Source organism: Streptomyces sp. PH10-H1, from assembly GCF_030063355.1.
Classification (GTDB): Bacteria; Actinomycetota; Actinomycetes; order Streptomycetales; family Streptomycetaceae; genus Actinacidiphila.
Window position 1 is genome coordinate 93,104 of record NZ_JASISZ010000003.1, and the last position, 21,037, is coordinate 114,140.

19 protein-coding genes are annotated in these 21,037 nt (G+C 72.1%); 7 read left to right on the plus strand and 12 right to left on the minus strand.

Going from position 1 to position 21,037, the window contains the following annotated elements:
* Nucleotides 1–35 precede the first annotated feature (35 nt).
* Together dprE1 and dprE2 are read left to right on the plus strand one after the other, a co-directional pair.
* Complete coding sequence (gene dprE1 / locus QMK24_RS03065) at nt 36–1,400, plus strand: decaprenylphosphoryl-beta-D-ribose oxidase (RefSeq protein ID WP_283463477.1); 1,365 nt, start codon at nt 36–38, stop codon at nt 1,398–1,400.
* 74 nt (nt 1,401–1,474) lie between these two features.
* The gene (dprE2, locus tag QMK24_RS03070) at nt 1,475–2,230 is read left to right on the plus strand and encodes a decaprenylphospho-beta-D-erythro-pentofuranosid-2-ulose 2-reductase (protein ID WP_283463478.1); all 756 of its coding nucleotides are present in this window, start codon (nt 1,475–1,477) and stop codon (nt 2,228–2,230) included.
* A gap of 35 nt (nt 2,231–2,265) precedes the next feature.
* Here dprE2 and QMK24_RS03075 read toward each other — a convergent pair whose 3' ends face one another.
* Together QMK24_RS03075 and trpS are read right to left on the minus strand one after the other, a co-directional pair.
* Nucleotides 2,266–2,841 (minus strand): 2'-5' RNA ligase family protein, encoded by a 576-nt coding sequence (locus tag QMK24_RS03075; RefSeq protein WP_283463479.1) that lies wholly within the window; start codon nt 2,839–2,841, stop codon nt 2,266–2,268.
* Nucleotides 2,842–3,004: 163 nt separating this feature from the next.
* On the minus strand, nt 3,005–4,018 hold the full coding sequence (gene trpS / locus QMK24_RS03080; protein WP_283463480.1) for a tryptophan--tRNA ligase: 1,014 nt from the start codon (nt 4,016–4,018) through the stop codon (nt 3,005–3,007).
* A 178-nt stretch (nt 4,019–4,196) separates the two neighbouring features.
* Here trpS and rocD point away from each other — a divergent pair, with 178 nt between their 5' ends.
* On the plus strand, nt 4,197–5,402 hold the full coding sequence (gene rocD, locus QMK24_RS03085) for an ornithine--oxo-acid transaminase (RefSeq protein ID WP_283463481.1): 1,206 nt from the start codon (nt 4,197–4,199) through the stop codon (nt 5,400–5,402).
* 264 nt (nt 5,403–5,666) lie between these two features.
* A complete protein-coding gene (locus QMK24_RS03090; protein ID WP_283463482.1) occupies nt 5,667–6,509 on the plus strand; it encodes a DMT family protein in 843 nt (280 codons plus the stop codon).
* A 236-nt stretch (nt 6,510–6,745) separates the two neighbouring features.
* Here QMK24_RS03090 and QMK24_RS03095 read toward each other — a convergent pair whose 3' ends face one another.
* Complete coding sequence (locus tag QMK24_RS03095; RefSeq protein WP_283463483.1) at nt 6,746–7,234, minus strand: carboxymuconolactone decarboxylase family protein; 489 nt, start codon at nt 7,232–7,234, stop codon at nt 6,746–6,748.
* Nucleotides 7,235–7,284: 50 nt separating this feature from the next.
* Here QMK24_RS03095 and pdxR point away from each other — a divergent pair, with 50 nt between their 5' ends.
* A complete protein-coding gene (gene pdxR, locus QMK24_RS03100; protein WP_283463484.1) occupies nt 7,285–8,721 on the plus strand; it encodes a MocR-like pyridoxine biosynthesis transcription factor PdxR in 1,437 nt (478 codons plus the stop codon).
* A 7-nt stretch (nt 8,722–8,728) separates the two neighbouring features.
* On the opposite strand, the gene QMK24_RS03105 is transcribed toward pdxR, so the two are convergent.
* From QMK24_RS03105 to QMK24_RS03130, 6 genes are all read right to left on the minus strand, one after another.
* Nucleotides 8,729–9,640 carry a serine/threonine kinase C-terminal domain-containing protein gene (locus tag QMK24_RS03105; protein WP_283463485.1) on the minus strand — a complete coding sequence of 304 codons (912 nt, stop codon included), beginning with the start codon at nt 9,638–9,640 and terminating at the stop codon, nt 8,729–8,731.
* Between the two features lie 13 nt (nt 9,641–9,653).
* On the minus strand, nt 9,654–10,220 hold the full coding sequence (locus tag QMK24_RS03110; protein ID WP_283463486.1) for a hypothetical protein: 567 nt from the start codon (nt 10,218–10,220) through the stop codon (nt 9,654–9,656).
* Nucleotides 10,217–11,815 (minus strand): AbeC-like domain-containing protein, encoded by a 1,599-nt coding sequence (locus QMK24_RS03115; protein ID WP_283463487.1) that lies wholly within the window; start codon nt 11,813–11,815, stop codon nt 10,217–10,219. The genes QMK24_RS03110 and QMK24_RS03115 overlap by 4 nt, the downstream gene beginning before the upstream one ends.
* A 210-nt stretch (nt 11,816–12,025) precedes the next feature.
* Nucleotides 12,026–13,015 carry a malate dehydrogenase gene (locus QMK24_RS03120; protein WP_283463488.1) on the minus strand — a complete coding sequence of 330 codons (990 nt, stop codon included), beginning with the start codon at nt 13,013–13,015 and terminating at the stop codon, nt 12,026–12,028.
* 355 nt (nt 13,016–13,370) lie between these two features.
* Nucleotides 13,371–13,799, minus strand: a complete 429-nt coding sequence (locus tag QMK24_RS03125) for a DUF3017 domain-containing protein (protein WP_349307834.1) — start codon at nt 13,797–13,799, stop codon at nt 13,371–13,373.
* Nucleotides 13,789–14,667: a bifunctional methylenetetrahydrofolate dehydrogenase/methenyltetrahydrofolate cyclohydrolase gene (locus QMK24_RS03130; RefSeq protein ID WP_283463490.1), complete on the minus strand. Its 879-nt coding sequence runs from the start codon at nt 14,665–14,667 to the stop codon at nt 13,789–13,791. The genes QMK24_RS03125 and QMK24_RS03130 overlap by 11 nt, the downstream gene beginning before the upstream one ends.
* Before the next feature lie 174 nt (nt 14,668–14,841).
* On the opposite strand from QMK24_RS03130, the gene QMK24_RS03135 reads away from it, so the two are divergent.
* Complete coding sequence (locus tag QMK24_RS03135; RefSeq protein ID WP_283463491.1) at nt 14,842–15,477, plus strand: RDD family protein; 636 nt, start codon at nt 14,842–14,844, stop codon at nt 15,475–15,477.
* 90 nt (nt 15,478–15,567) lie between these two features.
* Here QMK24_RS03135 and purH read toward each other — a convergent pair whose 3' ends face one another.
* Complete coding sequence (purH, locus tag QMK24_RS03140; protein WP_283463492.1) at nt 15,568–17,130, minus strand: bifunctional phosphoribosylaminoimidazolecarboxamide formyltransferase/IMP cyclohydrolase; 1,563 nt, start codon at nt 17,128–17,130, stop codon at nt 15,568–15,570.
* 7 nt (nt 17,131–17,137) lie between these two features.
* Entirely contained in the window at nt 17,138–17,764 is a 627-nt protein-coding gene (purN, locus tag QMK24_RS03145; RefSeq protein WP_283463493.1) for a phosphoribosylglycinamide formyltransferase, read from the minus strand.
* 242 nt (nt 17,765–18,006) lie between these two features.
* On the opposite strand from purN, the gene QMK24_RS03150 reads away from it, so the two are divergent.
* Nucleotides 18,007–18,762, plus strand: coding sequence for a hypothetical protein (locus QMK24_RS03150; RefSeq protein WP_283463494.1), 756 nt, complete (start codon nt 18,007–18,009; stop codon nt 18,760–18,762).
* 392 nt (nt 18,763–19,154) lie between these two features.
* Here the strand turns inward: QMK24_RS03150 and QMK24_RS03155 are convergent, their stop codons facing one another.
* Nucleotides 19,155–20,786 (minus strand): cell division protein PerM, encoded by a 1,632-nt coding sequence (locus tag QMK24_RS03155; RefSeq protein WP_283463495.1) that lies wholly within the window; start codon nt 20,784–20,786, stop codon nt 19,155–19,157.
* Nucleotides 20,787–21,037: the final 251 nt, after the last annotated feature.

Consider the following 21,037-nt stretch of genomic DNA (forward strand, 5'->3'; position numbering starts at 1 on the left):
GCATTCCCCTCCTGTCGGGCGATACGGTCACCCCTATGCCTGTACCCTCCGCCCTGACCACCCCCGTCTCCGGCTGGGGCCGCACCGCGCCCACCACCGCGCACGTGCTCCGGCCGCGCACCTACGAGGAGGCGGCCGAAGCGATCCGGGACTGCGGAGGCCGCGGTGCCATCGCCCGCGGGCTCGGCCGGGCCTACGGCGACGCGGCGCAGAACGCCGGCGGCTCCGTTCTCGACATGACCGGCCTGGACCGGATCCACGAGATCGACGCCATCAACGGCCTGGTCGTCTGCGACGCCGGAGTGAGCCTCCACCGGCTGATGCAGGTCCTGCTGCCGCTCGGCTGGTTCGTCCCCGTCAGCCCGGGAACCCGGTACGTCACGGTCGGCGGGGCCATCGGCGCGGACATCCACGGAAAGAACCACCATCTGTCGGGTTCGTTCACCCGGCACGTACGCGCCATCGAGCTGCTGACGGCGGACGGCGAGACCCGGCTGGTCACACCCGAGGACGAGCCGGAGCTCTTCTGGGCGACGGCCGGCGGCATGGGGCTGACCGGTGTCGTACTCGCCGCGACGATCCAGCTGCTGCCCGTGGAGACCTCGCTGATGACGGTCGATACCGAGCGCGCCACCGACCTCGACGACCTGATGGCCAGGCTCACCGGGAACGACCACCGCTACCGCTACTCCGTCGCCTGGATCGATCTGCTCGCCCGCGGCTCCAGGACCGGCCGCGCCGTCCTGACGCGCGGCGACCACGCCCCGCTCGACGCCCTCCCGCAGCGCGCCCGCCGGGCGCCGCTCGACTTCCGGCCCGGCCGGCTGCCGTCCGCCCCGCGCTTCGTACCGGAGGGGCTGCTGGGGCGGCACAGCGTCGGGCTGTTCAACGCCCTCTGGTACCACAAGGCGCCCCGCGAGCGGCTCGGCGAGTTGCAGAAGATCTCCACGTTCTTCCACCCGCTCGACGGGCTGCCCGACTGGAATCGGATCTACGGGCGCAGCGGCTTCGTCCAGTACCAGTTCGTCGTCGGCTACGGCCAGGAGAGCGCGCTGCGCCGCATCGTGGAGCGGATCAGCCGCCGCGGCTGCCCGTCGTTCCTCGCCGTGCTGAAGCGGTTCGGCGAGGCCGATCCCGGCTGGCTGTCCTTCCCGATGGCCGGCTGGACCCTCGCCCTCGACATCCCCGCGACCATGCCGGGCCTGGACACGTTCCTCGACCTCCTGGACGACGAGGTCGCCACCGCCGACGGCCGTGTCTACCTCGCCAAGGACTCCCGGCTGCGCCCCGAACTGCTGCCCGGCATGTACCCGCGCCTCGACGCCTTCCGGCGGCTGCGCTCCGAACTGGACCCCGGCGGGGTCTTCACCTCGGACCTCGCCCGCCGCCTCGCCCTCTAAGCCCCTCTAAGCCCCGGCCCTGGCCTTGGCAGGCCCGGGTCAGGTCCCACCAGGTCCCACCAGGAGTCCACGCAGTGAAAGACGCCTTCGGCACCCCCCAGTCCCTGCTGATCCTCGGCGGCACCTCCGAGATCGCGCTCGCCACCGCCCGCCGCCTCATCGGCCGCCGCACCAGGACCGTCCATCTGGCGGGCCGCCCCTCCCCCGCCCTCGACGCCGCCGCCGAACACCTGCGGTCGCTGGGCGCGGACGTGCGCGCCGTGCCCTTCGACGCGCTGGACACCGAATCCCACGAGGAGGCGCTCGGCAAGCTCTTCGTCGACGGTGACATCGACATGGTGCTGCTCGCCTTCGGTGTGCTGGGCGACCAGGCCCACGACGAGCAGCAGCCCCCGTCGGCCGTGCACGTCGCCCAGGTCAACTACACGGGCGCGGTGTCGGCCTCCCTGGTGTGCGCGAGCGCGCTCCAGCGGCAGGGGCACGGCTCGCTGGTCGTCCTGTCCTCGGTCGCCGGCGAGCGCGCCCGCCGGAGCAACTTCATCTACGGGTCGAGCAAGGCCGGCCTGGACGCCTTCACGCAGGGGCTAGGCGACTCCCTGCACGGCTCTGGCGTGCATGTGATGATCGTCCGGCCCGGCTTCGTCCGCACGAAGATGACGGCAGGACTGCCGGAGGCGCCGCTGGCCACCACTCCCGAGGCGGTCGCGGAGGCCATCGAGACCGGTCTGCGGCGCCGTTCGGAGACGGTGTGGGTGCCGGGCGCTCTGCGGTTCGTCATGTCGGCGCTGCGGCACGTGCCGCGCCCGCTCTTCAGGAAACTGCCGGTCTGAGAGTCCTCGATCGCCGGACGGCTCTCGCGAGGGACTCAGCAGGGCGTCGTCGTGGCGCGCACACCCTGCTGATGGGGGACGGCTCCGCGGGCGCCGACGCCGAAGGGGTACTCGCGCATCTTGCGCCAGACCCCGTCCCCGCCCTGCTCGTACAGGGCGAAACCGGTCGCCGTCCAGCTCGCGGTGAAGTCCGCCAGCTCCTCGTATGCCCGGTCCATCGCCTCATCGGCGATGCCGTGCGCGACGGTCACATGCGGGTGGTACGGGAACTGCAGCTCGCGCACGACCGGTCCTGAGCGCACCTCGCCCTGCAGCTCGGTGCACTCGGGGGTGCCGTCGGCCAGGTGCACATAGACGACCGGGGACAGCGGACGGAAGGTGTCCGTGCCGTCCAGCCGCATCGCGAAGGGCCGGCCGGCCGCCGCGACCTTCGCGAGGTGGCGGCGCAGCGCCGGCAGGTCACCGGAGTCGATCTCCGTCGGGGGCAGCAGCGTGACGTGAGTGGGGATGGCGTACGCGGCCGGGTCGCCGAAGCCCGCGCGCCGCTCCTGGAGCAGGCGGCCATAGGGCTCCGGGACCGCGATCGACACTCCGATCGTGCTGGTCCCCACTGCGGTTCACCCTCTTCCCCGGATCACGGGCGCCTCATGGGCGCCATTCGGTCTGCTCTCAGTGTGACGCGTGCGCGGGTCCCGCCGCGAGCGTCGTCGGACACACCCGGACGGGACCTCGGACCCTGGTTCCGCACCTCCTGGACGGCGCTGCGCCGGTGCGTCAGTGCTTCGCGGGCAGGAGGCCCATTCGGTCATACGCGCTGGCCAGCGTCTCCGCCGCCACGACGCGCGCCTTCTCCGCGCCCTTGGCCAGGACCGCGTCCAACGTCTCCGGGTCACCCAGATATTCCTCCGTGCGCTCCCGGAACGGTGTGACCCACTCCACAAAACGCTCCGCGAGGTCGGTCTTCAGCGCACCGTAGCCCTTGCCCTCGTACCGCTGCTCCAGTTCCGCGATTCCGGTACCGGTGAGAGTGGAGTAGATGGTGAGCAGATTGCTGATGCCCGGCTTGTCCTTCTCGTCGAAGCAGATCACGGTGTCCGTGTCCGTGACTGCGCTCCTGATCTTCTTCGCCGAGACCTTCGGCTCGTCGAGGAGGTTGATCAGGCCCTTCGGGGACGACGCCGACTTGCTCATCTTCGACGTCGGGTCCTGCAGGTCGTAGATCTTCCCGGTCTCCTTGACGATGTACGGCGCCGGGATGGTGAACGTCTGCCCGTAGCGGGTGTTGAAGCGCTCCGCGAGGTCGCGGGTCAGCTCGATGTGCTGCCGCTGGTCCTCACCGACCGGCACCGCGTTGGCCTGGTACAGCAGGATGTCCGCGACCTGCAGGATCGGGTAGGTGAACAGCCCGACCGTCGCCCGGTCCGCACCCTGCTTCGCCGACTTGTCCTTGAACTGCGTCATCCGGCCCGCCTCACCGAAACCGGTCAGGCAGTTCATCACCCAGCCGAGCTGCGCGTGCTCCGGCACATGGCTCTGGATGAACAACGTGCAGCGGTCCGGGTCCAGGCCCGCCGCGAGCAGCTGCGCCGCCGCGAGCCGGGTGTTGGCCCGCAGCTCCGCCGGCTCCTGCGGAACGGTGATCGCGTGCAGGTCCACGACCATGTAGAACGCGTCGTGGCTCTCCTGGAGCGCCACGTACTGGCGGATCGCACCCAGATAGTTCCCCAGGTGGAACGAACCTGCGGTGGGCTGGATACCGGAGAGAGCGCGCGGTCTGTCAGTGGCCATGCCGCTATTCTCTCAGGTCCCCCACCCGCGATCGCCCCCTTCCCGGCACTGCTCCGGCACCGCGCCCCGAACCCCGAGTGCCGCAGGTTTCATCGCATCGCGCCCGACCGACGATAGAAAGGGGCACCACCCCGCCCCGAGGCAACAACTCCTGACGCACCACGAACGGAGCACGTACGTGACGACAACGGACACCAGCATCGCCGCCGCAGAGGCCCACAGCGCTCACAACTACCATCCGCTGCCAGTCGTCGTCGCCACCGCGGAAGGCGCGTGGATGACGGACATCGAAGGCCGCCGGTACCTGGACATGCTGGCCGGCTACTCGGCCCTCAACTTCGGCCACGGCAACCGGCGGCTGCTCGACGCCGCCAGGGCCCAGCTCGAACGCGTGACACTGACCTCGCGCGCCTTCCACCACGACCGCTTCGCCGACTTCTGTACCCAGCTGGCCGAGCTGTGCGGCATGGAGATGGTGCTGCCGATGAACACGGGCGCCGAGGCCGTCGAAACGGCGGTCAAGACCGCCCGCAAGTGGGGGTACCGGGTCAAGGGCGTGCCGGACGGCAAGGCGAAGATCGTCGTCGCGGACGGCAACTTCCACGGCCGCACCACCACGATCGTCAGCTTCTCCACCGACCCCGAGGCCCGGGCCGACTTCGGCCCGTACACCCCCGGCTTCGAGATCGTCCCGTACGGCGACCTGGCCGCCATGGAGGCCGCCGTTGACGAGCACACGGTCGCCGTCCTGCTGGAGCCGATCCAGGGCGAGGCGGGCGTCCTCGTGCCGCCGCCCGGCTATCTGGCCGGCGTCCGGCGGATCACCACCGAGCGCAACACCCTCTTCATCGCCGACGAGATCCAGTCCGGCCTCGGCCGCACCGGCCGCACCTTCGCCTGCGAGCACGAGGACGTCGTGCCCGACATGTACGTCCTCGGCAAGGCACTCGGCGGGGGCGTGGTGCCGGTCTCGGCCGTCGTCTCCTCGGCTGCCGTGCTGGGCGTCTTCCACCCCGGCGAGCACGGCTCCACCTTCGGCGGCAACCCGCTGGCCTGCGCCGTCGCCCTCGAAGTCATCGCCATGCTCCGCACCGGCGAATACCAGCAGCGCGCCGCCGAACTCGGCGACCACCTCCACCACGAACTCAACCTCCTCACCGGCACCGGCCCGGTCACCGCCGTCCGCGGCCGCGGCCTGTGGGCGGGTGTCGACATCGCCCCGGGGCACGGGACGGGGCGCGAGGTGTCGGAGCGGCTGTTGGACCGGCGGGTCCTGGTGAAGGACACCCACGGCACCACGATCCGGCTGGCGCCGCCGCTCGTGATCTCCAAGGAGGACCTGGACTGGGGCCTCGACCAACTCCGCCATGTCCTGACGGGCTGATCTTCTGCCCTCGGACGCCGAGCGGGCTGGGTGCTTGCCCGGCGCCGGCGGGCCTGAATTTCAGCCCCGCCGGCGTTTGAGGCGATCCTTGAGCCCGGCCGGCGTTTGAGGCGATCCTTGAGCCCGGCCGGCGCTTGAGGCGACCCTTGAGCCCGGCCGGCGCTTGAGGCGATCTTTCAGCCTTGAGGCGATCTTTCAGCCCGGCCGGCGATTGAGGCCGCGTTCAGCCCGGCCGCCGTTTGAGGCCAAGGCTAGGGTCGGCGCATGGTGGTGGGAATGATTTGTGCGCTCGGCGCAGCCGTGTGTTTCGGGGTCGCGTCGGTGCTACAGGCCGCGGCGACCCGGGCCGCCGAGCCCGGAACCGGTTCCGGGGTCGACACCCGGCTACTGATGCGCGCCCTGCGCCAATGGCGCTACGTGGCGGGGCTCGGGCTCGACACCGCCGGCTTCGGGCTCGAACTCGTCGCACTGCGGGCGCTGCCGATCTACGCGGTCGGCGCCGCGCTCGCGGCGAGCCTCGCCGTCACCGCGGTCGCCGCCGCGCGGATCCTGCGCGTGCGGCTGTCGGGCGCCGAATGGGGCGCGGTGGCCGCCGTCTGCGGCGGGCTGGCGATGCTCGGGCTCTCCTCCGGCCGGGAGGGCGACGGCGTAGGCGGCACGGCGCTGCGCTGGAGCGTGTTGGCCACCGCGTTCGCCGTGCTGGGCATGGGCGTGGTGGCCGGGCGGCTGCCGGACCGGGCGCGAGCCTCCGCGCTGGGGTTCGGCGCGGGGATCGGCTTCGGGGTCGTCGAAGTCGCCGTCCGGCTGGTCAACGACCTGTCACCGCGCGCCGTGGTCGCCAATCCGGCGGCCTACGCGCTGCTCATCGGCGGCGGCGCGGCGTTCCTGCTGCTCACCTCGGCGCTGCAGCGCGGCTCGGTGACCGCCGCCACCGCCGGGATGGTGATCGGCGAGACGGTCGGCCCGGCCCTGGTCGGGGTCGTCGCGCTCGGCGACCGCACCCGGCCGGGGCTTGCTCCGCTGGCGATCGCGGGCTTCGCGCTAGCCGTGGTGGGCGCGCTGGCGCTGGCCCGCTTCGGGGAGGGCGCGCCCTCGGAGCCGGCCTGAGCCCGGTGCGGCGCCCCGGTGCGGCGGCCCGGTGCCGGGGGTCGGAGCGGGGGGTCGGAGCGGGGGGTCGGTGCCGCGCCGGGGCACCTCCTCGGCGCTCGCACCTACCGTCTTTCCAAGGGTGACCGCACTCCAGTGCTCGTCGCCTGCGGGGGCACCCCGCCAAGTCCCCTCCGGCCGTTCGAACACCTGACGACCCCTTGCTTCGTCTGCACACGGACGAACTGAGCCGCCGCTCAGGCGTGGCTTGCCGCGGGCGACATCCGGGTGGTGACGCCGATCCGGTTCCAGGCGTTGATGGTGACGCACATGGCGATCAGACGCGGCAGTTCGTCCTCGTCGAAGAGCCGGGCGGCCTCGTCGAAGACCGCGTCCGGGACACCGTGGTCGCCGAGCAGGGTGACGGCCTCGGACAGGGCGAGGGCGGCGCGCTCGCGGGCGGTGAAGAAGGGCGTCTCGCGCCAGACCCCGACGCCGTAGAGCTTCTGCTCGGAGAGTCCGAGACCGCGGGCGTCGCGCGCGTGCATGTCCAGGCAGTAGGCGCAGTTGTTGAGCTGGGATGCGCGGATCTTGACCAGTTCGCCGATCACCGGGTCGAGGCCGTGGGCGGCGGCCTTGTTGAGGGCCCGCATCGCCTCGTAGACGTCGGTGGCGGCCGTCATCAGGTTGATGCGCTGTGCGGGTGCGGGAACGGTGGGCGTGTCGGTCGAAGTCGTCGAGGTCATGTGATCCACGGTATCGATCCAGTGGCCCTGCTCCATGGTCCACTTGGGACATGAATGACTGGGCCATTTCAGGAGTGGACCTCCATCTCGACCTGACCGCCGGCACCGGCGCGCGGGCCGGTCTCGAGCGGGCGTTGCGCGAGGCGGTGCGTGACGGCCGGCTCGTCGCCGGCACCCGTCTGCCGTCGTCGCGGGCGCTGGCCAAGGACCTCGGCCTGGCCCGCAACACGGTCGCCGACGGGTACGGCCAGCTGGTCGCCGAGGGCTGGCTCACCGCCCGCCAGGGCTCCGGCACCCGGGTCGCGGGCAGCGCGCCGCCACCCCGCCGTGCCCGCTGCCGGGCGGCCCCCGAGCAGGCGGGGCCGTTGGGCGGCCCGGCGGCCGTCGGCGACCACGCCTACGATCTGCGGCCCGGCACCCCCGACCTGTCCGCGTTCCCGCGCACCGCCTGGCTCACGGCGGCCCGCAGGGCGCTGGCGACCGCGCCCAACGAAGCCTTCGGCTACGCCGATCCGCGTGGCCGGCCCGAGCTGCGGCAGGCGCTCGCGGAGTATCTGGCGCGGGTGCGCGGAGTGCGGACCGATCCCGAACTGATCCTGGTCTGCTCGGGGTTCGTGCAGGGGACCGGGCTGCTGGCCCGCGCGCTGCGCGCCCGGGGCGCGCGCCGGATCGGGGTCGAGGCGCTCGGCTTCCCCGACACCCGGCGCATCCTGCGCACGGCGGGTCTCACCACTGTCCCGCTACCCGTCGACGAGGGCGGCGCCCGGCTCGACGGGCTCGGCCCGCACCCCCGCCCCGCGGCGGAGGCGGTGCTGCTGACACCCGCGCACCAGTTCCCGACCGGTGCGCCGCTATCGCCCGAGCGGCGCACCGCGGTGGTGGAGTGGGCGCGCGCCACCGGTGGGATCGTCATCGAGGACGACTACGACGGCGAGTTCCGGTACGACCGCCAGCCGGTCGGCGCGCTCCAGGGGCTGGCCCCCGGTCAGGTCGTCTACGCCGGAACCGCCAGCAAGAGCCTGGCGCCCGGCGTACGGCTGGCCTGGCTCGTACTGCCGCCGCAGCTCCTCGACGGGGTCATGAGCGAGAAGCGGACCGCCGACCGCCACTCCCCCGTCATGGACCAGCTGACGCTCGCCGAACTGATCCGCTCGGGCGCCTACGACCGGCATGTGCGGCGGATGCGGCTGCACTACCGCAGGCGCCGCGACCGGCTGGTCGCGGCGCTGGCCGTACACGCGCCCCAGGTGCGGGTCTCCGGCATCGCGGCCGGGCTGCACGCCGTACTCGAACTGCCCCCGGGCTCGCCCCCTACGGGCGAGCTGGTCGCCCGTGCGAGCCGCGCGGGCCTCGCCCTCGCGGGCCTGGACGCCTACGACGGCGCGGCCGACGGACCCGGCGCCCTCGTCGTCGGCTACGGCACCCCGCCCGAGCACGCCTTCACCGGAGCACTCGACGCCCTCTGCGCACTTCTTGACGGTGGCTAGAACCCCGTCAGCCGTTGCCTGAGGGGCAGTGACCTGTCGTGCAGAACGACGACAGGAGCGTCCGGAAGATCTCCAGGTGGGCGGACCAGGCGCTGTCCGGACCCGCCACCAGCAGCGCGTACTGCGTGGTGTCGGGGTCGGTGTACGCCTGGACGAAGACATGCCGGACGGTGTCGTCGGTGCGGACGTAGGTGTATTCGAGTCCGGCCGCGTCGCTCCCGCCCGAGGTGAGTTGCTCCAACCGGATCTTCCGGTAGCCGCGATTCTGCGACACCGTCTTCTCCGTCGCCACCAGGGATTCGTACGGCGTCGTCTCGGGGCCCTTCAGCGCGAACACCTGGATCAGGCTGATTCCGTCCGGCGTCTTGTAGAAGACGCTGGGGCCCTCCGTGCTGCGCTGCCAGCCCTGCGGCACATCGAGGGTGTAGCCGGCCGGGTCCTGCGTCCTGACGAATCCGGGCGGCGCGGTGTTCTGCCCGCTCGCGCCGGTGGTGTCCGAGGCCGTCACGCTCGGGGTGTCCGTGGGTGTGGCGGTGTCCGTGGGCGTGGCGGTCGGGTCGTCCGTCGGCTGCCTGAAGGGCGTGGAACTCGTTCCGGGCTGGGCGCCGTCGTGGCCGCCCTTGCCGCCGTGGTCGCGCAGCAGCGCCCAGCCGCCGAATCCGAGCCCGCCCGCGAGCACCACGGACACGACGACGGCCGTCAGCACGACCGCGTGCGACCAGCGCCGAGGCGGCTCCGGCGGCGGCCCGAACGACGGCCCGTGGAACGGCTCGTACCGCGTCGGATCGTGCACCGGCGGCTGGGGCGGCCAGGGCGGCGGCTCCGACCGGTCCGGCGTGGGGGACGGGTGCGGTTCCGGCGGCTGCCCGGCCTGCGGACCCCGCACCCACTGCTGCCGGTCCGCGTCCCAGTAGCTCATCGCGGCCGCCTCCTCATCCCAGCAGCTGGACGATCGCCTGGACGACGGCGAACGCCGACGCCAGTCCGCCGACCGCGGCGCTGCCGCCGGTCAGCAGCGCCCGCAGCCGTTCCAGCCGGCCGCGCTCGGCCTGCCCGGTCCTGTCGATCTCTCCCGCGACGTCGGCGAGTTCCCCGTCGAGCTCGTCGATTCCGTCGTCCTCAGACCGGGTCAGCAGCGGCAGTTGTGCGCGCAGCAGCCTGACGGCCGTCGCCAGTTCGGGGGACGCGGAGATCAACTGCCGTGACGCGTCGACGGCCCGGGACTCCCGCCCGGCCGCGACCGCGCCGCCCGTCATCGACCCGACGCTGATCCCGCCCGCGCCGGGCGGCGGCACCGCCGGCGCGCCCGCCGGCCCGTCGTCCGCCGGGGGTGATCCGATCCGTTCGGACCGGTCCTCGGCCGAGGACCCGTGGCCGCTGGCGACAGCCCCGCCCGTCAGCCGGCCGATGGAGACACCGCCTCCGGCGTCCCGCGCGGCGGCCTCCCCGGCCCCGTCCCTCTGCTCGTCGGTCTCGCGCCCGCTACGGTCGGTCGTCATTTTCCGGTTCCCCCTGCCGTGTGTCGTGCCTGTGACCCGCTGCCGACGGCCACCGCTCCGCCGCTCATCGACCCGATGAAGACGCCGCCCTCGCTCACCTGCACGATCTGCTGTTCGAAGGTGTCCGTCTCGTAGCCCTGGCTGCTCAGCGCCTCCCGCACCCCGCTGGCGATCCGATCCTGGATCGTCTTCACGTACCGGCTGATGTCCATTTCCTGGAAGAGCGAGACGTCCGGTGAGCTGCCCAGTTCCCGCACCGAGGTCACGGGCCCGTCCGGCAGCGCATGCTGCGCGTCGGCCAGCCAGGTCCTGAACGTGATCCCGATCGTGCGGACGGTGGAGACCGCGGCGGCGAAGCTGGCGGTGGGGCCGGTCAGCAGGGCGCGTACGCCGTCGCGGAGCACGTCCTCACCACCGCGCCCGGCGATCACGTCGACCGCCCGGTACGCCGGCCGGACCGGGGTCAGGATGTGCGGCACGACCTCCAGGACGAGCATCCCGCCCTGGGTGTGCACCCGGACGAGTACCGACACCACGACCTGCTCGTCCCACGCGCCCACCCTGATCCGCAGGAAGTGCCGGCGCGCCTCGCCGCCCTCGTCGACCGCGTCGAGCAGGTGCTGACGGACGGTCTGACCCTCGTAGGAGACCTCGCCGCGCCCCACCCCGACCGGCAGATACACGAACTCCTCGATCTCCAGGTCCTTGAGCCGGTCCCGGCTGGTCGCGGCCGCCGACTGGCGCAGCGCCTCGAGCCGGGGCCGGATCAGTTCGATGACCATGCGGCTGGTCAGCGGGGCCCGGCCGGGCTCCGCCGAGGCGCGGCGTTTCAGCTCCAGCGCGAACGACCAGGGTTCGTACGGGATTCCCGCGCCGATGAAGGGCCGGAACGGGTCGTAGATGGTGAGCTCGGCGTGCTGCTCGCGCGCTATGGCCGCCCCGATGCGCCGGTAGCGCTCGCCGGCGGGCAGTCGGGCACGGGGCAGGCCGGCGAACGGCGCGCGGGTGAGTTCATGGCGCATCACGCCCGAGACATGGGCGCGGTGCATCCAGATGGGCACCACGAGCAGCAGCGGGAAGAACACCGCCGGCCAGTTGCCCCCGCCGCTGGTGAAGAAGACCACCAGGGCGCCGAGCCAGTACCCCGCCAGCAGCAGCCGGGGACCCAGCGGCACCAGTACCCTGAGCCGCTTGCGGCGTCCCATCAGGGCTTTGCGCAGGGTGGCCCGGTCGAGGGTGTAGACGGCGGTGCCGAGCCCGGTGGCGGCCCGCGCGGACCACAGCACCATGCACAGCACGGCGTAGATCAGGGACCACATGACGGGCACTGAACCGCCGTCACCGAAGTCGACGGCGACGAACACCGCCCAGACGAGGAGCAACAGCAGCGCGGTCTGCACCTCCTGGCTGCGCGCGCGCAGCGCGTACGCCAGGACCGGAACGGCATCGACGCCCAGGGACGGCGCGACGGGGCGCTCCTCGTGCTGGACCAGCTGTTCGATGACCTGGCTGCGGAAGTCGATATCGAGATAGACGCCCGCGCACAGCAGCCGGGTGGCCTCCGTGCGGGAGTAACGCTGCACGGGAACGGACATTCGCCCCCCGATCGTCGAACTCATGCCCGAACAGGGCGAGTTGACTGAATTCGGAGATCTCATGATAAGGGAAGGGGGCGACGGCTGGACCGTTCCGGGGTCATATTCCTTTACCCGCCGCCCGGGCGGCAACGCGACGGCCCGCCGCCGCTCCCCTGTCGGGGAGCCGGCGACGGGCCGTCGCGTACCGCGGAAGCGAAGGGCCGGGTCTCAGATGAGGCCGAGGGCGCGGACCGCGTCGCGCTCCTCCTCGAGTTCCTTCACCGAAGCGTCGATGCGGGCGCGGGAGAACTCGTTGATGTCCAGGCCCTGGACGATCTCGAAGGCGCCGTCCTTCGTGGTGACCGGGAAGGACGAGATCAGACCGGCCGGAACGCCGTAGGAACCGTCGGAGACGATACCCATCGAGGTCCAGTCGCCGTCCGCGGTGCCGTTGACCCAGGTGTGGACGTGGTCGATCGCGGCGTTGGCGGCGGAGGCGGCCGAGGAGGCGCCACGGGCCTCGATGATCGCGGCACCGCGCTTGGCGACGGTCGGGATGAACGTGTCGGCGAGCCACTGCTCGTCGTTGACGACCTCGGCGGCGTTCTTGCCGGAGACCTCGGCGTGGAAGACGTCCGGGTACTGGGTCGCGGAGTGGTTGCCCCAGATCGTCAGCCGCTTGATCTCGGTGACCGGCACGCCGGTCTTCTTCGCCAGCTGCGAGATCGCGCGGTTGTGGTCCAGGCGGGTCATCGCGGTGAAGCGCTCGGCCGGTACGTCCGGGGCCGCGGCCTGCGCGATGAGCGCGTTGGTGTTCGCCGGGTTGCCCACGACGAGGACCTTGATGTCGTCCGCCGCGTTGTCGTTGATCGCCTTGCCCTGCGGCTTGAAGATGCCGCCGTTGGCGGAGAGCAGGTCACCGCGCTCCATACCGGCGGTGCGCGGGCGGGCGCCGACGAGCAGGGCCACATTCGCGCCGGCGAAGGCGACGTTCGGGTCGTCGGAGATCTCGATGCCGCGCAGCAGCGGGAACGCGCAGTCGTCGAGTTCCATGGCGGTGCCCTCAGCGGCCTTGAGACCCTGCGGGATCTCCAGGAGGCGGAGGTTCACCGGCACGTCCGCGCCGAGCAGATGGCCCGAGGCGATACGGAAGAGCAGCGCGTAGCCGATCTGGCCCGCCGCTCCGGTGACGGTGACGTTGACGGGGGTGCGAGTCATTGCCTTCTCCTGGCCTTTTCCTGCGGGAAATCTGGCCGCCCCGGCAGCGTCCCTAGCCCCGGAACGTGGATCTCTCGTCATCAAGAGAATCCGTCCGCCAGGCTATCGCGCCTGCGGCTGCGCCTGACACCGGCACGGTGTGGCGGCGGTCACCGCATTGCCCTCACCACCGGGCGGGCTGGAATTTCCAGCCGGTCAGGCGCTGAGCTTCTTCCGAAGGTTCGTGTCGATCGCCGCGAGGAACTCCTCCGTGGTCAGCCACGGGCTGTCCGCGGAGATGAGGAGCGCGAGGTCCTTCGTCATCCGGCCGCAACGGGGAGCAACCTCCGGATCAGCGGGCCGGATCAGGGCTGGATCAGCGCACCGAGAAGCGGATGATGTCCTTCACGAACGGGATGTCCAGGATCGGCTCCGGCTGCGCCATCAGCGCCAGCAGCACGATGGTCGTACCGAGCAGCGCATACGTGATCACGTCGGTGAAACGGCTGCGCACGGCCAGCATCCCGACCGACGGCAGCGCCCACCGCAGCACGGCGCCCAGCAGCAGCATGGCCCCGATGAGCACCGTGCCCGCCCGGAAGTGATCGGCCGCGGTCAGGATCAGGCCGAGCACGACCCCGCCGAGCACGACCAGGATCGGCCACTGCCGGGCCGGGGCGGAGGCGTCCTTGCCCGCCGCCCTGCCGCCGCCCTCGGGGCGCGCGGTGGTACGCGTGAACAGCGCGTGGCGGTGGGCGCGGGGAGTCCCCGCGCCCGTCTCTCCGTGCTCCGGCTCAGCCGGCATGGCCCGCAGCCGAGCCCTCGGCCGCACGCTCGGCCGCCTCGACGACATTCGCCAGCAGCAGCGCCCGGGTCATCGGGCCGACGCCCCCGGGGTTCGGCGAGATCCAGGCGGCGACCTCGGCCACACCCGGGTGCACATCGCCGACGATCTTGCCGTCCCCGTCCCGGCTGACACCGACGTCCAGCACGGCCGCGCCCGGCTTGACGTCCTCGGGCTTGATGATGTTCGGCACACCGGCCGCCGCCACGATGATGTCGGCCTGCCTGAGCTGCGCCGACAGGTCACGGGTGCCGGTGTGGCACTGGGTGACGGTGGCGTTCTCGGACTTGCGGGTCAGCAGCAGCGGGATCGACCGGCCCACGGTGATACCGCGGCCGACGACCACGACATGCGCGCCGTTGATCTCCACGTTGTGGTGGCGCAGCAGCTGGACGATGCCGTTCGGGGTGCACGGCAGCGGACCGGTCTCGTTCAGTACGAGGCGGCCCAGGCTCATCGGGTGCAGGCCGTCGGCGTCCTTGTCGGGGTCCATCAGCTCCAGGACCCGGTTGGTGTCGATGCCCTTGGGCAGCGGAAGCTGGACGATGTAACCGGTGCACTCCGGGTTCGCGTTCAGCTCCCGCACGACCGCCTCGATCTCCTCCTGAGTGGCGGTGTCGGGCAGTTCGCGCTGGATCGAGCCGATGCCGACCTGCGCACAGTCGCGGTGCTTGCCCGCGACATACCATTTGCTGCCCGGATCCTCACCGACCAGCAGGGTGCCAAGACCGGGCACGATGCCCCGGGCCTTGAGCGACGCCACGCGGGACGTGAGATCGGACTTGATCGCGGCCGCAGTGGCCTTGCCGTCGAGAATCTGCGCAGTCATGGCCCCATCTTTCCGGATGGGGTGTCCCACCGACGAATCCGGGCCGCCGACCGGGCCGCCCCGGACCCCGCTCAGGTCCGCCGCCACCGTGCGCCTTGCGCTGTTGCCGCCGCGAGCACGACGATGTGCCCCTGCGTCCCCACGCTCCACGTCCCCGCTCGGAGGAAACCGCACGTGAGCTATCCACCAGGCCCCAACAATCCGTACATCCAGCCGCCGCAGCAGCCCCAGCCCCCGCAGGGGTACGGCTATCCGCAGCAGCCGCCGTTTCCGCAGCAGCAGAACTACGGCCAGTACGGATACCCGCAGGGCGGCGGGCTGCCGCCCGGTATGCCGCCGCTGGCGAGCTGGGGCGCGCGCCTCGGCGCGACGCTGCTCGACTTCCTGTTCTTCGGCCTGGTGCCGTTCGGCCTGCTCATGGCCGGCTACGTCAAGTTCCTCCGCGTGTTCATCGACGCCACCGACCAGTGCGACGCGAGCGGCCGCGGCTACTGCCCCACCCCCGCCATGCCGGGCAGCGCCCTCACGCTGATCGCCATCGGCAGCATTTTGAGCCTCCTCGGCACCCTGTGGCTGTGCTACCGGGAGGGCTCCACCGGCCAGACCCCGGGCAAGAAGATCGTCGGCATCCACGTGCTGCGTGAGGCCGACGGCCAGGTGCTCGGCTTCGGGATGGCCTTCGTCCGCCGGCTGTGCCACGCGGTCGACGGCATGGCCTGCTACATCGGCTACTTGTGGCCGCTGTGGGACGAGAAGAACCAGACCTTCGCCGACAAGATCATCCACACGGTCGTGGTGAAGCGCCCGTAACCGGCGACGGCCCGCACTCCCGAGGGAGTGCGGGCCGTTCCATGTCCGGGTGTCATACGGCCGAGCGTCGTCACACGGCCGCGCGCCGGGTCAGTGGAAGAAGTGCCGGGTTCCGGTGAAGTACATCGTCGCTCCGGCCTTCTTCGCCGCTTCGACGACCAGCTCGTCGCGGACCGAACCACCCGGCTGGACCACGGCCTTGACGCCGGCGGCCAGCAGGATCTCCAGCCCGTCGGGGAAGGGGAAGAAGGCGTCGGAGGCCGCGTAAGCGCCCCGCGCGCGCTCCTCGCCCGCCCGCTCCACCGCGAGCTTCGCCGAGTCCACCCGGTTGACCTGCCCCATGCCGACGCCGACGCTCGCGCCGCCCTTGGCCAGCAGGATCGCGTTGGACTTGACGGCGCGGCAGGCGCGCCAGGCGAAGGACAGCTCTTCCAGCTCGTCCGCGTCCAGCGCCTCGCCCGTCGCGAGCGTCCAGTTGGCGGGGTCGTCGCCCTCGGCCTGCAGCCGGTCCTTGGCCTGGACGAGCGCCCCGCCCTCGATCGGCCGGTACTCGCCGAACCCGCTCGGCGCGTCCGCGCAGCGCAGCACGCGGATGTTCTTCTTGCGGGCCAGCACCTCGACCGCGCCGTCCTCGTACGCCGGAGCGATGATGACCTCGGTGAAGATCTCCGCGACCTGCCCGGCGAGTTCCACGCTCACCGGGCGGTTGACCGCGATGACGCCGCCGAACGCGGACAGCGGGTCGCAGGCGTGGGCCTTGCGGTGCGCCTCGGCGACATCCGCGCCGACCGCGATCCCGCACGGGTTGGCGTGCTTGATGATCGCCACGCACGGTTCCGCGTGGTCGTACGCGGCCCGGCGCGCCGCCTCGGTGTCCGTGTAGTTGTTGTAGGACATCTCCTTGCCGTGCAGCTGCTCCGCGCCCGCGAGGCCCTTGCCGCTGCCATCGCTGTAGAGCGCGGCGGGCTGGTGCGGGTTCTCGCCGTAGCGCAGCACGTGCTGCCGGGTGAGGGTGACGCCGGTGAAGTCCGGGAACGGGCTGTCGTCGGCCGCGTATCCCTCGGCGAACCAGATCGCCACCGCCACGTCGTACGCGGCGGTGTGCTGGAACGCCTCGGCGGCGAGCCGCTTGCGCTGCGTGAGGTCGAAGCCGCCGTCCTGCACCGCCGCGAGCACGTCCGCGTACCGCTCGGGGCTGGTGACGACCGCGACCGAGGGGTGGTTCTTGGCGGCCGCGCGGACCATCGAAGGACCGCCGATGTCGATCTGCTCGACGCACTCGTCGGGTGAGGCGCCCGAGGCGACCGTCTCCTCGAACGGATACAGATTCACGACGACCAGCTCGAACGGCTCGATGCCGAGCTCCGCCAGCTGCCGCTTGTGGTCCTCGAGACGCAGATCGGCGAGGATCCCGGCGTGCAGCTTGGGGTGCAGGGTCTTGACCCGGCCGTCCAGGCACTCAGGGAAGCCGGTGACGTCCTGGACCGGCGTGACCGGCACCCCGGCGGCGGCGATCCGCGCGGCGGTCGACCCCGTCGACACCAGCTCGACGCCCGCCTCGTGCAGCCCGCGCGCCAGCTCCTCCAGCCCGGTCTTGTCGTACACACTCACCAGCGCGCGGCGGATCGGCCGCTTCGTACCTTCGGAGTTCATGCCGCCCTCAAACATGTTGCAGCAATACCTTTCGTCCCTCAATGCGATACCCGTCGCGAGCCAGCCGCCCCACGACGTCGACGAGCAGCCCTCGCTCGACTTCCTTGATGCGCTCATGGAGCGCTTCCTCCGTGTCATCCGGCTCGATGACCACCACCCCCTGGGCGATGATCGGGCCGGTATCGACGCCGTCGTCGACGAAGTGCACGGTGCAGCCCGTCACCTTCGCGCCGTACGCGAGTGCGTCCCTGACGCCATGGGCGCCGGGGAAGCTCGGCAGCAGCGCGGGATGCGTATTGACGAACCGTCCCCCGAACCGCGCGAGGAACTCCTCCCCCACGATCTTCATGAAACCGGCCGAGACCACCAGGTCCGGCTCGTACTCCGCCGTGGCCTCCGCGAGCGCGCGGTCCCAGCCGGCCCGGTCCGCGTAGTCCTTCACCTTCACCACGAACACCGGCAGCCCGGCCCGCTCGGCCCGCTCCAGACCGGCGATGCCCTCGCGGTCCGCGCCGACGGCCACGATCCGCGCGCCGTACGCGGGATCGCCCTCGATCACGTCGAGCAGCGCCTGCAGATTCGTCCCGGAACCGGAGACGAGGACGACAAGACGAGCCGGGGTTTGCGCAGCCACTGGCGGGGCTCTCTCTCGAGTCCGTGCGGATTTGGAGGATCGTACGAGCCGAGGGCCCCCGAGATTCCAGGGAACCCTACGAGGCCGCCGACCGTCAGCAACGATACCGGCACGCGAAGGTCCCCCCACGGGACGGGGGAGCGCGCGGACGGTAGCGTCTGCCGGAGGAACGGCAATCGCGCGCCCAGCGCGTGACGCATCCGACATGAGGAGTCGACGGCAAGGGGATGGCGCAACCAATCATGAGCAGCGGACCGATCATCATCGCGCTGCGTGCGCCCGAGGGCGAACAGCAGGACAACCCGTTCGCCCCGCCGCCCGAAGGTGCCCCCGAAAAGCCGTGGCAGCCGAGGCGCCCCGACGGCGCGCCCGAAGGCGACGACGGATCCGACCGGCCCGAGGACGGCACCCCGCCCCCGCCGCCGGTCTGGGGCGGCCAGTGGAGCAACCAGCAGCCCGGCCGCCAGGACGGCTTCGGCAACCGCCCCACCGGCCCGGACACCCCTCCCGGCGGCAGCCCGCAGCCCACCGGCCCACGGTTCGACCCCACCGACCCCGCCCAGCGCCGCTCGCGCTACGCACTGGTCTGCGGCGGCTGGGGCCTGATCTTCGCGATCCTCGGATGGACCGAGATCGCCCTGCTCCTCGGCGCCCTCGCCCTCTACTGGGGGATCAGCGCCCTGCGCATGAAGCCCGAGGACCGCGCCGCCGCCCGCGCCGAGGCCGTGGCGGCCCTCGCCGAATCCGGCGCCGACACCGGCCCCCGCCCCACCCCGACCGCCGGCCCCGCCTCCCAGCGCTCCTTCGCCGCGGCCGCCTGGAGCGGCATCATCACCAGCGGCGTCGCCCTCGCCATCGTCGCCACCAGCTTCACCTTCCAGTTCGTCTACGAGGACTACTACACCTGCAAACGCGACGCCCTCACCACCCCCGCCGGCGACGCCTGCCGCGACCTCCTCCCCAAACCCCTCCGCCCCATCCTCGACACCCGCGGCTAACCGCCTCCGGCGGGGTGGGGGCACGTCGGCGCCACTGCGCCTGCGGCGGGCGAGGGTACGTCGGCGCCCGCGGCGGGGGTGAACGCACGCCAGCGCCTGCGGCGAGCTGTTCCCCATCCGCCCGCTCATTTCCGGCCCGGGCGTCGGTGCCGGCCGGCCCGTGGCACCTGCGGTGAGCCGCGCCGCCCACCCGTCAACCCACGGTGGGTATGCATCGGAGCCCGCCGGCCCCGCAGTCAACGAGCCGACCGGAGGGGGACGGGGCCGTAGGGGTGGGGGTTCGAAATGCTGCCGAGCTATTTGATGGGCCGCCTGGAACGTAAAGAGGCGATTTCGAACCCCCGCCCCGGAGGACCCGGCCCCCGGACCGAAGACCCCCGGGCGCCAGCCCGTCAGGCCGGCGGATCCGGTGGTAGCGGCGGGGTGGTCGGCATCGGCGGGCAGGCCGGCGGGAGTTCACCCGGCATCTGCATGAGCTCGATCCAGCGATCGGCCCGATCCGCCTCGCCCAAAGGCGCAACCACCGACAAAGTCGCAGGCACCGGCACCGGAACCGGAACCGCCACCGCCGCCACCGCCTCACCCCCCGACCGCCGCCAAGAAACAACCCGCACCAACGCGGCCCGCGCCCCCGCCCGTACGGCCACCCACCGCTCCCCCCAGGACACCGGATCGTCCGGAACCCGCACATGCCACCACCGCACCCCGAGCGCCCCCGGCACCCCGACCAGTGCCGTCCACCCCAGCGCCGCACCCCCCGTGGCCCACCACACCGGTCCGAAGGCGGCGAGCGTGGCGGAGCCGATCGGACCGGCGGACCAGCCGGCGAGAAGGGCCAGTGCGGCGCCGCAACCGAGCGCGGCGAGTCCGGCGACGACGGCGGCTCGTGCGGGTCGCCACGACCCGGAGGCGGCGGCGCCCCCCACCAGCCAGGCGACCGTCACCCCGGCAAGCACCGGCAGGCCAAGCACCGCCCAGCCGAGAGACGTACCGGCGCCGGGCGCCGGAAGCGCGGCAAGGAGCGGAAAGTTCGGCAGGACGGGGACGGGGACGGGGACGCGGTAGCCGGACGACCCGGCGGGAGCCACAACGCTGCCGGCGCCGATCACGAACCCGGGCCCGAGCGCGTAGGACGCACCCCACACCGCAACGTTCGGCACCAGCGCCAGAGCGACCAGCAGCACCGCGCACCGGCCCGAAAGCGGCGCGCTGAGCTGCGTAAACGCGTGCCCGGCCAGTCGGGCGTGCCATACGAGCGAAGCGGCGCCGAGCAGCGCCCCGCCGCCGACGAGTACGGCGGCTGCGGCCGCGCCGGCGCGGAGCGCGGCCGTGACACCGCCCTCCGGCGGCGACAGCCATCGCGGCAACGGACGTTCGTCGAACCGGCGGCGCACGAAACGGGGCAGTTCGATCATCGGCCGGCCGCACGCGGACCACGCTCCGGCCGCGACCGCGAGCACCGCGACGACCGGCAGGTGCAGCACGGCGCTCAGCGGGTCGCCGCGCACCTGACCGTAGGAGGAGGCGTAGAGGACGACGGCCACGCCGACCAGCAGATATCCGGCGACGAGCCACCCCGCGGCGGCAGCCGCGACCCGCGACACCGGCCGAACGGAGGCAGCAGCCCCCTCAACGTCACCGGCGTCACCACCCTCGCCGCCTTCGCCACCGTCACCCTCCACCCGCGCGACCGCGTGCCCGGCAGCCCGGTACAGCAGATATGCGGGCAATGCGACCAGCAGCAGGGGCGTCACGCCGATCGGCGCCGGAACGCCGGACAGCGTGTCGGACCGTACGAGGTCGGCGCCGTGCGCGAGGAGCCACAGGTCGGCGGCGATACGGAGGGCCCCGTCGAGCCCGCTGTCCGGGAACGGCGAGGTGATCCACAGGAACAGGACGGTGACGGCGAGCGCCCCGAGCCCGAGCGCGGCGGCGACCACCCCACCGCTGAACGCGGCGGCAGCCGCGGACGCTCGGCGGGCGTCAGTTCCTCGCTCGGGCAACGCGGTGATGCGGTCGGTCATTTGAGTCACGTCGACCCATGCTGCCAAGACACACCCGTTTTGCCCCGGCAACGCGCGAATGGTCGTTGTGTAGCGCAATATAGCTCTATGCGTCTTTTCACACAATCGTGCGTACAGGGATCCGAAGGCGGTCGGGACGGCTGTGTGAGGTCGGGCACGTGACGGCTCCGAAGCGGGCCGCTGCCCCCAAACCGCAACCGCCCCCGTGCCCCGAGCCCCGCGCATCGGCGAAGCGCCGCCCAGCGCCGCCC

Coding starts and splice junctions, on each gene's coding strand:
- dprE1 (WP_283463477.1), top strand. CDS start 36: ATGCCTGTACCCTCCGCCCTGACCACCCCCGTCTCCGGCTGGGGCCGC.
- trpS (WP_283463480.1), bottom strand. CDS start 4,018: ATGGCCACTGACAGACCGCGCGCTCTCTCCGGTATCCAGCCCACCGCA.
- QMK24_RS03090 (WP_283463482.1), top strand. CDS start 5,667: ATGGTGGTGGGAATGATTTGTGCGCTCGGCGCAGCCGTGTGTTTCGGG.
- QMK24_RS03095 (WP_283463483.1), bottom strand. CDS start 7,234: ATGACCTCGACGACTTCGACCGACACGCCCACCGTTCCCGCACCCGCA.
- pdxR (WP_283463484.1), top strand. CDS start 7,285: ATGAATGACTGGGCCATTTCAGGAGTGGACCTCCATCTCGACCTGACC.
- QMK24_RS03105 (WP_283463485.1), bottom strand. CDS start 9,640: ATGAGCTACTGGGACGCGGACCGGCAGCAGTGGGTGCGGGGTCCGCAG.
- QMK24_RS03110 (WP_283463486.1), bottom strand. CDS start 10,220: ATGACGACCGACCGTAGCGGGCGCGAGACCGACGAGCAGAGGGACGGG.
- QMK24_RS03115 (WP_283463487.1), bottom strand. CDS start 11,815: ATGTCCGTTCCCGTGCAGCGTTACTCCCGCACGGAGGCCACCCGGCTG.
- QMK24_RS03120 (WP_283463488.1), bottom strand. CDS start 13,015: ATGACTCGCACCCCCGTCAACGTCACCGTCACCGGAGCGGCGGGCCAG.
- QMK24_RS03125 (WP_349307834.1), bottom strand. CDS start 13,799: ATGCCGGCTGAGCCGGAGCACGGAGAGACGGGCGCGGGGACTCCCCGC.
- QMK24_RS03130 (WP_283463490.1), bottom strand. CDS start 14,667: ATGACTGCGCAGATTCTCGACGGCAAGGCCACTGCGGCCGCGATCAAG.
- purH (WP_283463492.1), bottom strand. CDS start 17,130: ATGAACTCCGAAGGTACGAAGCGGCCGATCCGCCGCGCGCTGGTGAGT.
- QMK24_RS03150 (WP_283463494.1), top strand. CDS start 18,007: ATGAGCAGCGGACCGATCATCATCGCGCTGCGTGCGCCCGAGGGCGAA.
- QMK24_RS03155 (WP_283463495.1), bottom strand. CDS start 20,786: ATGACCGACCGCATCACCGCGTTGCCCGAGCGAGGAACTGACGCCCGC.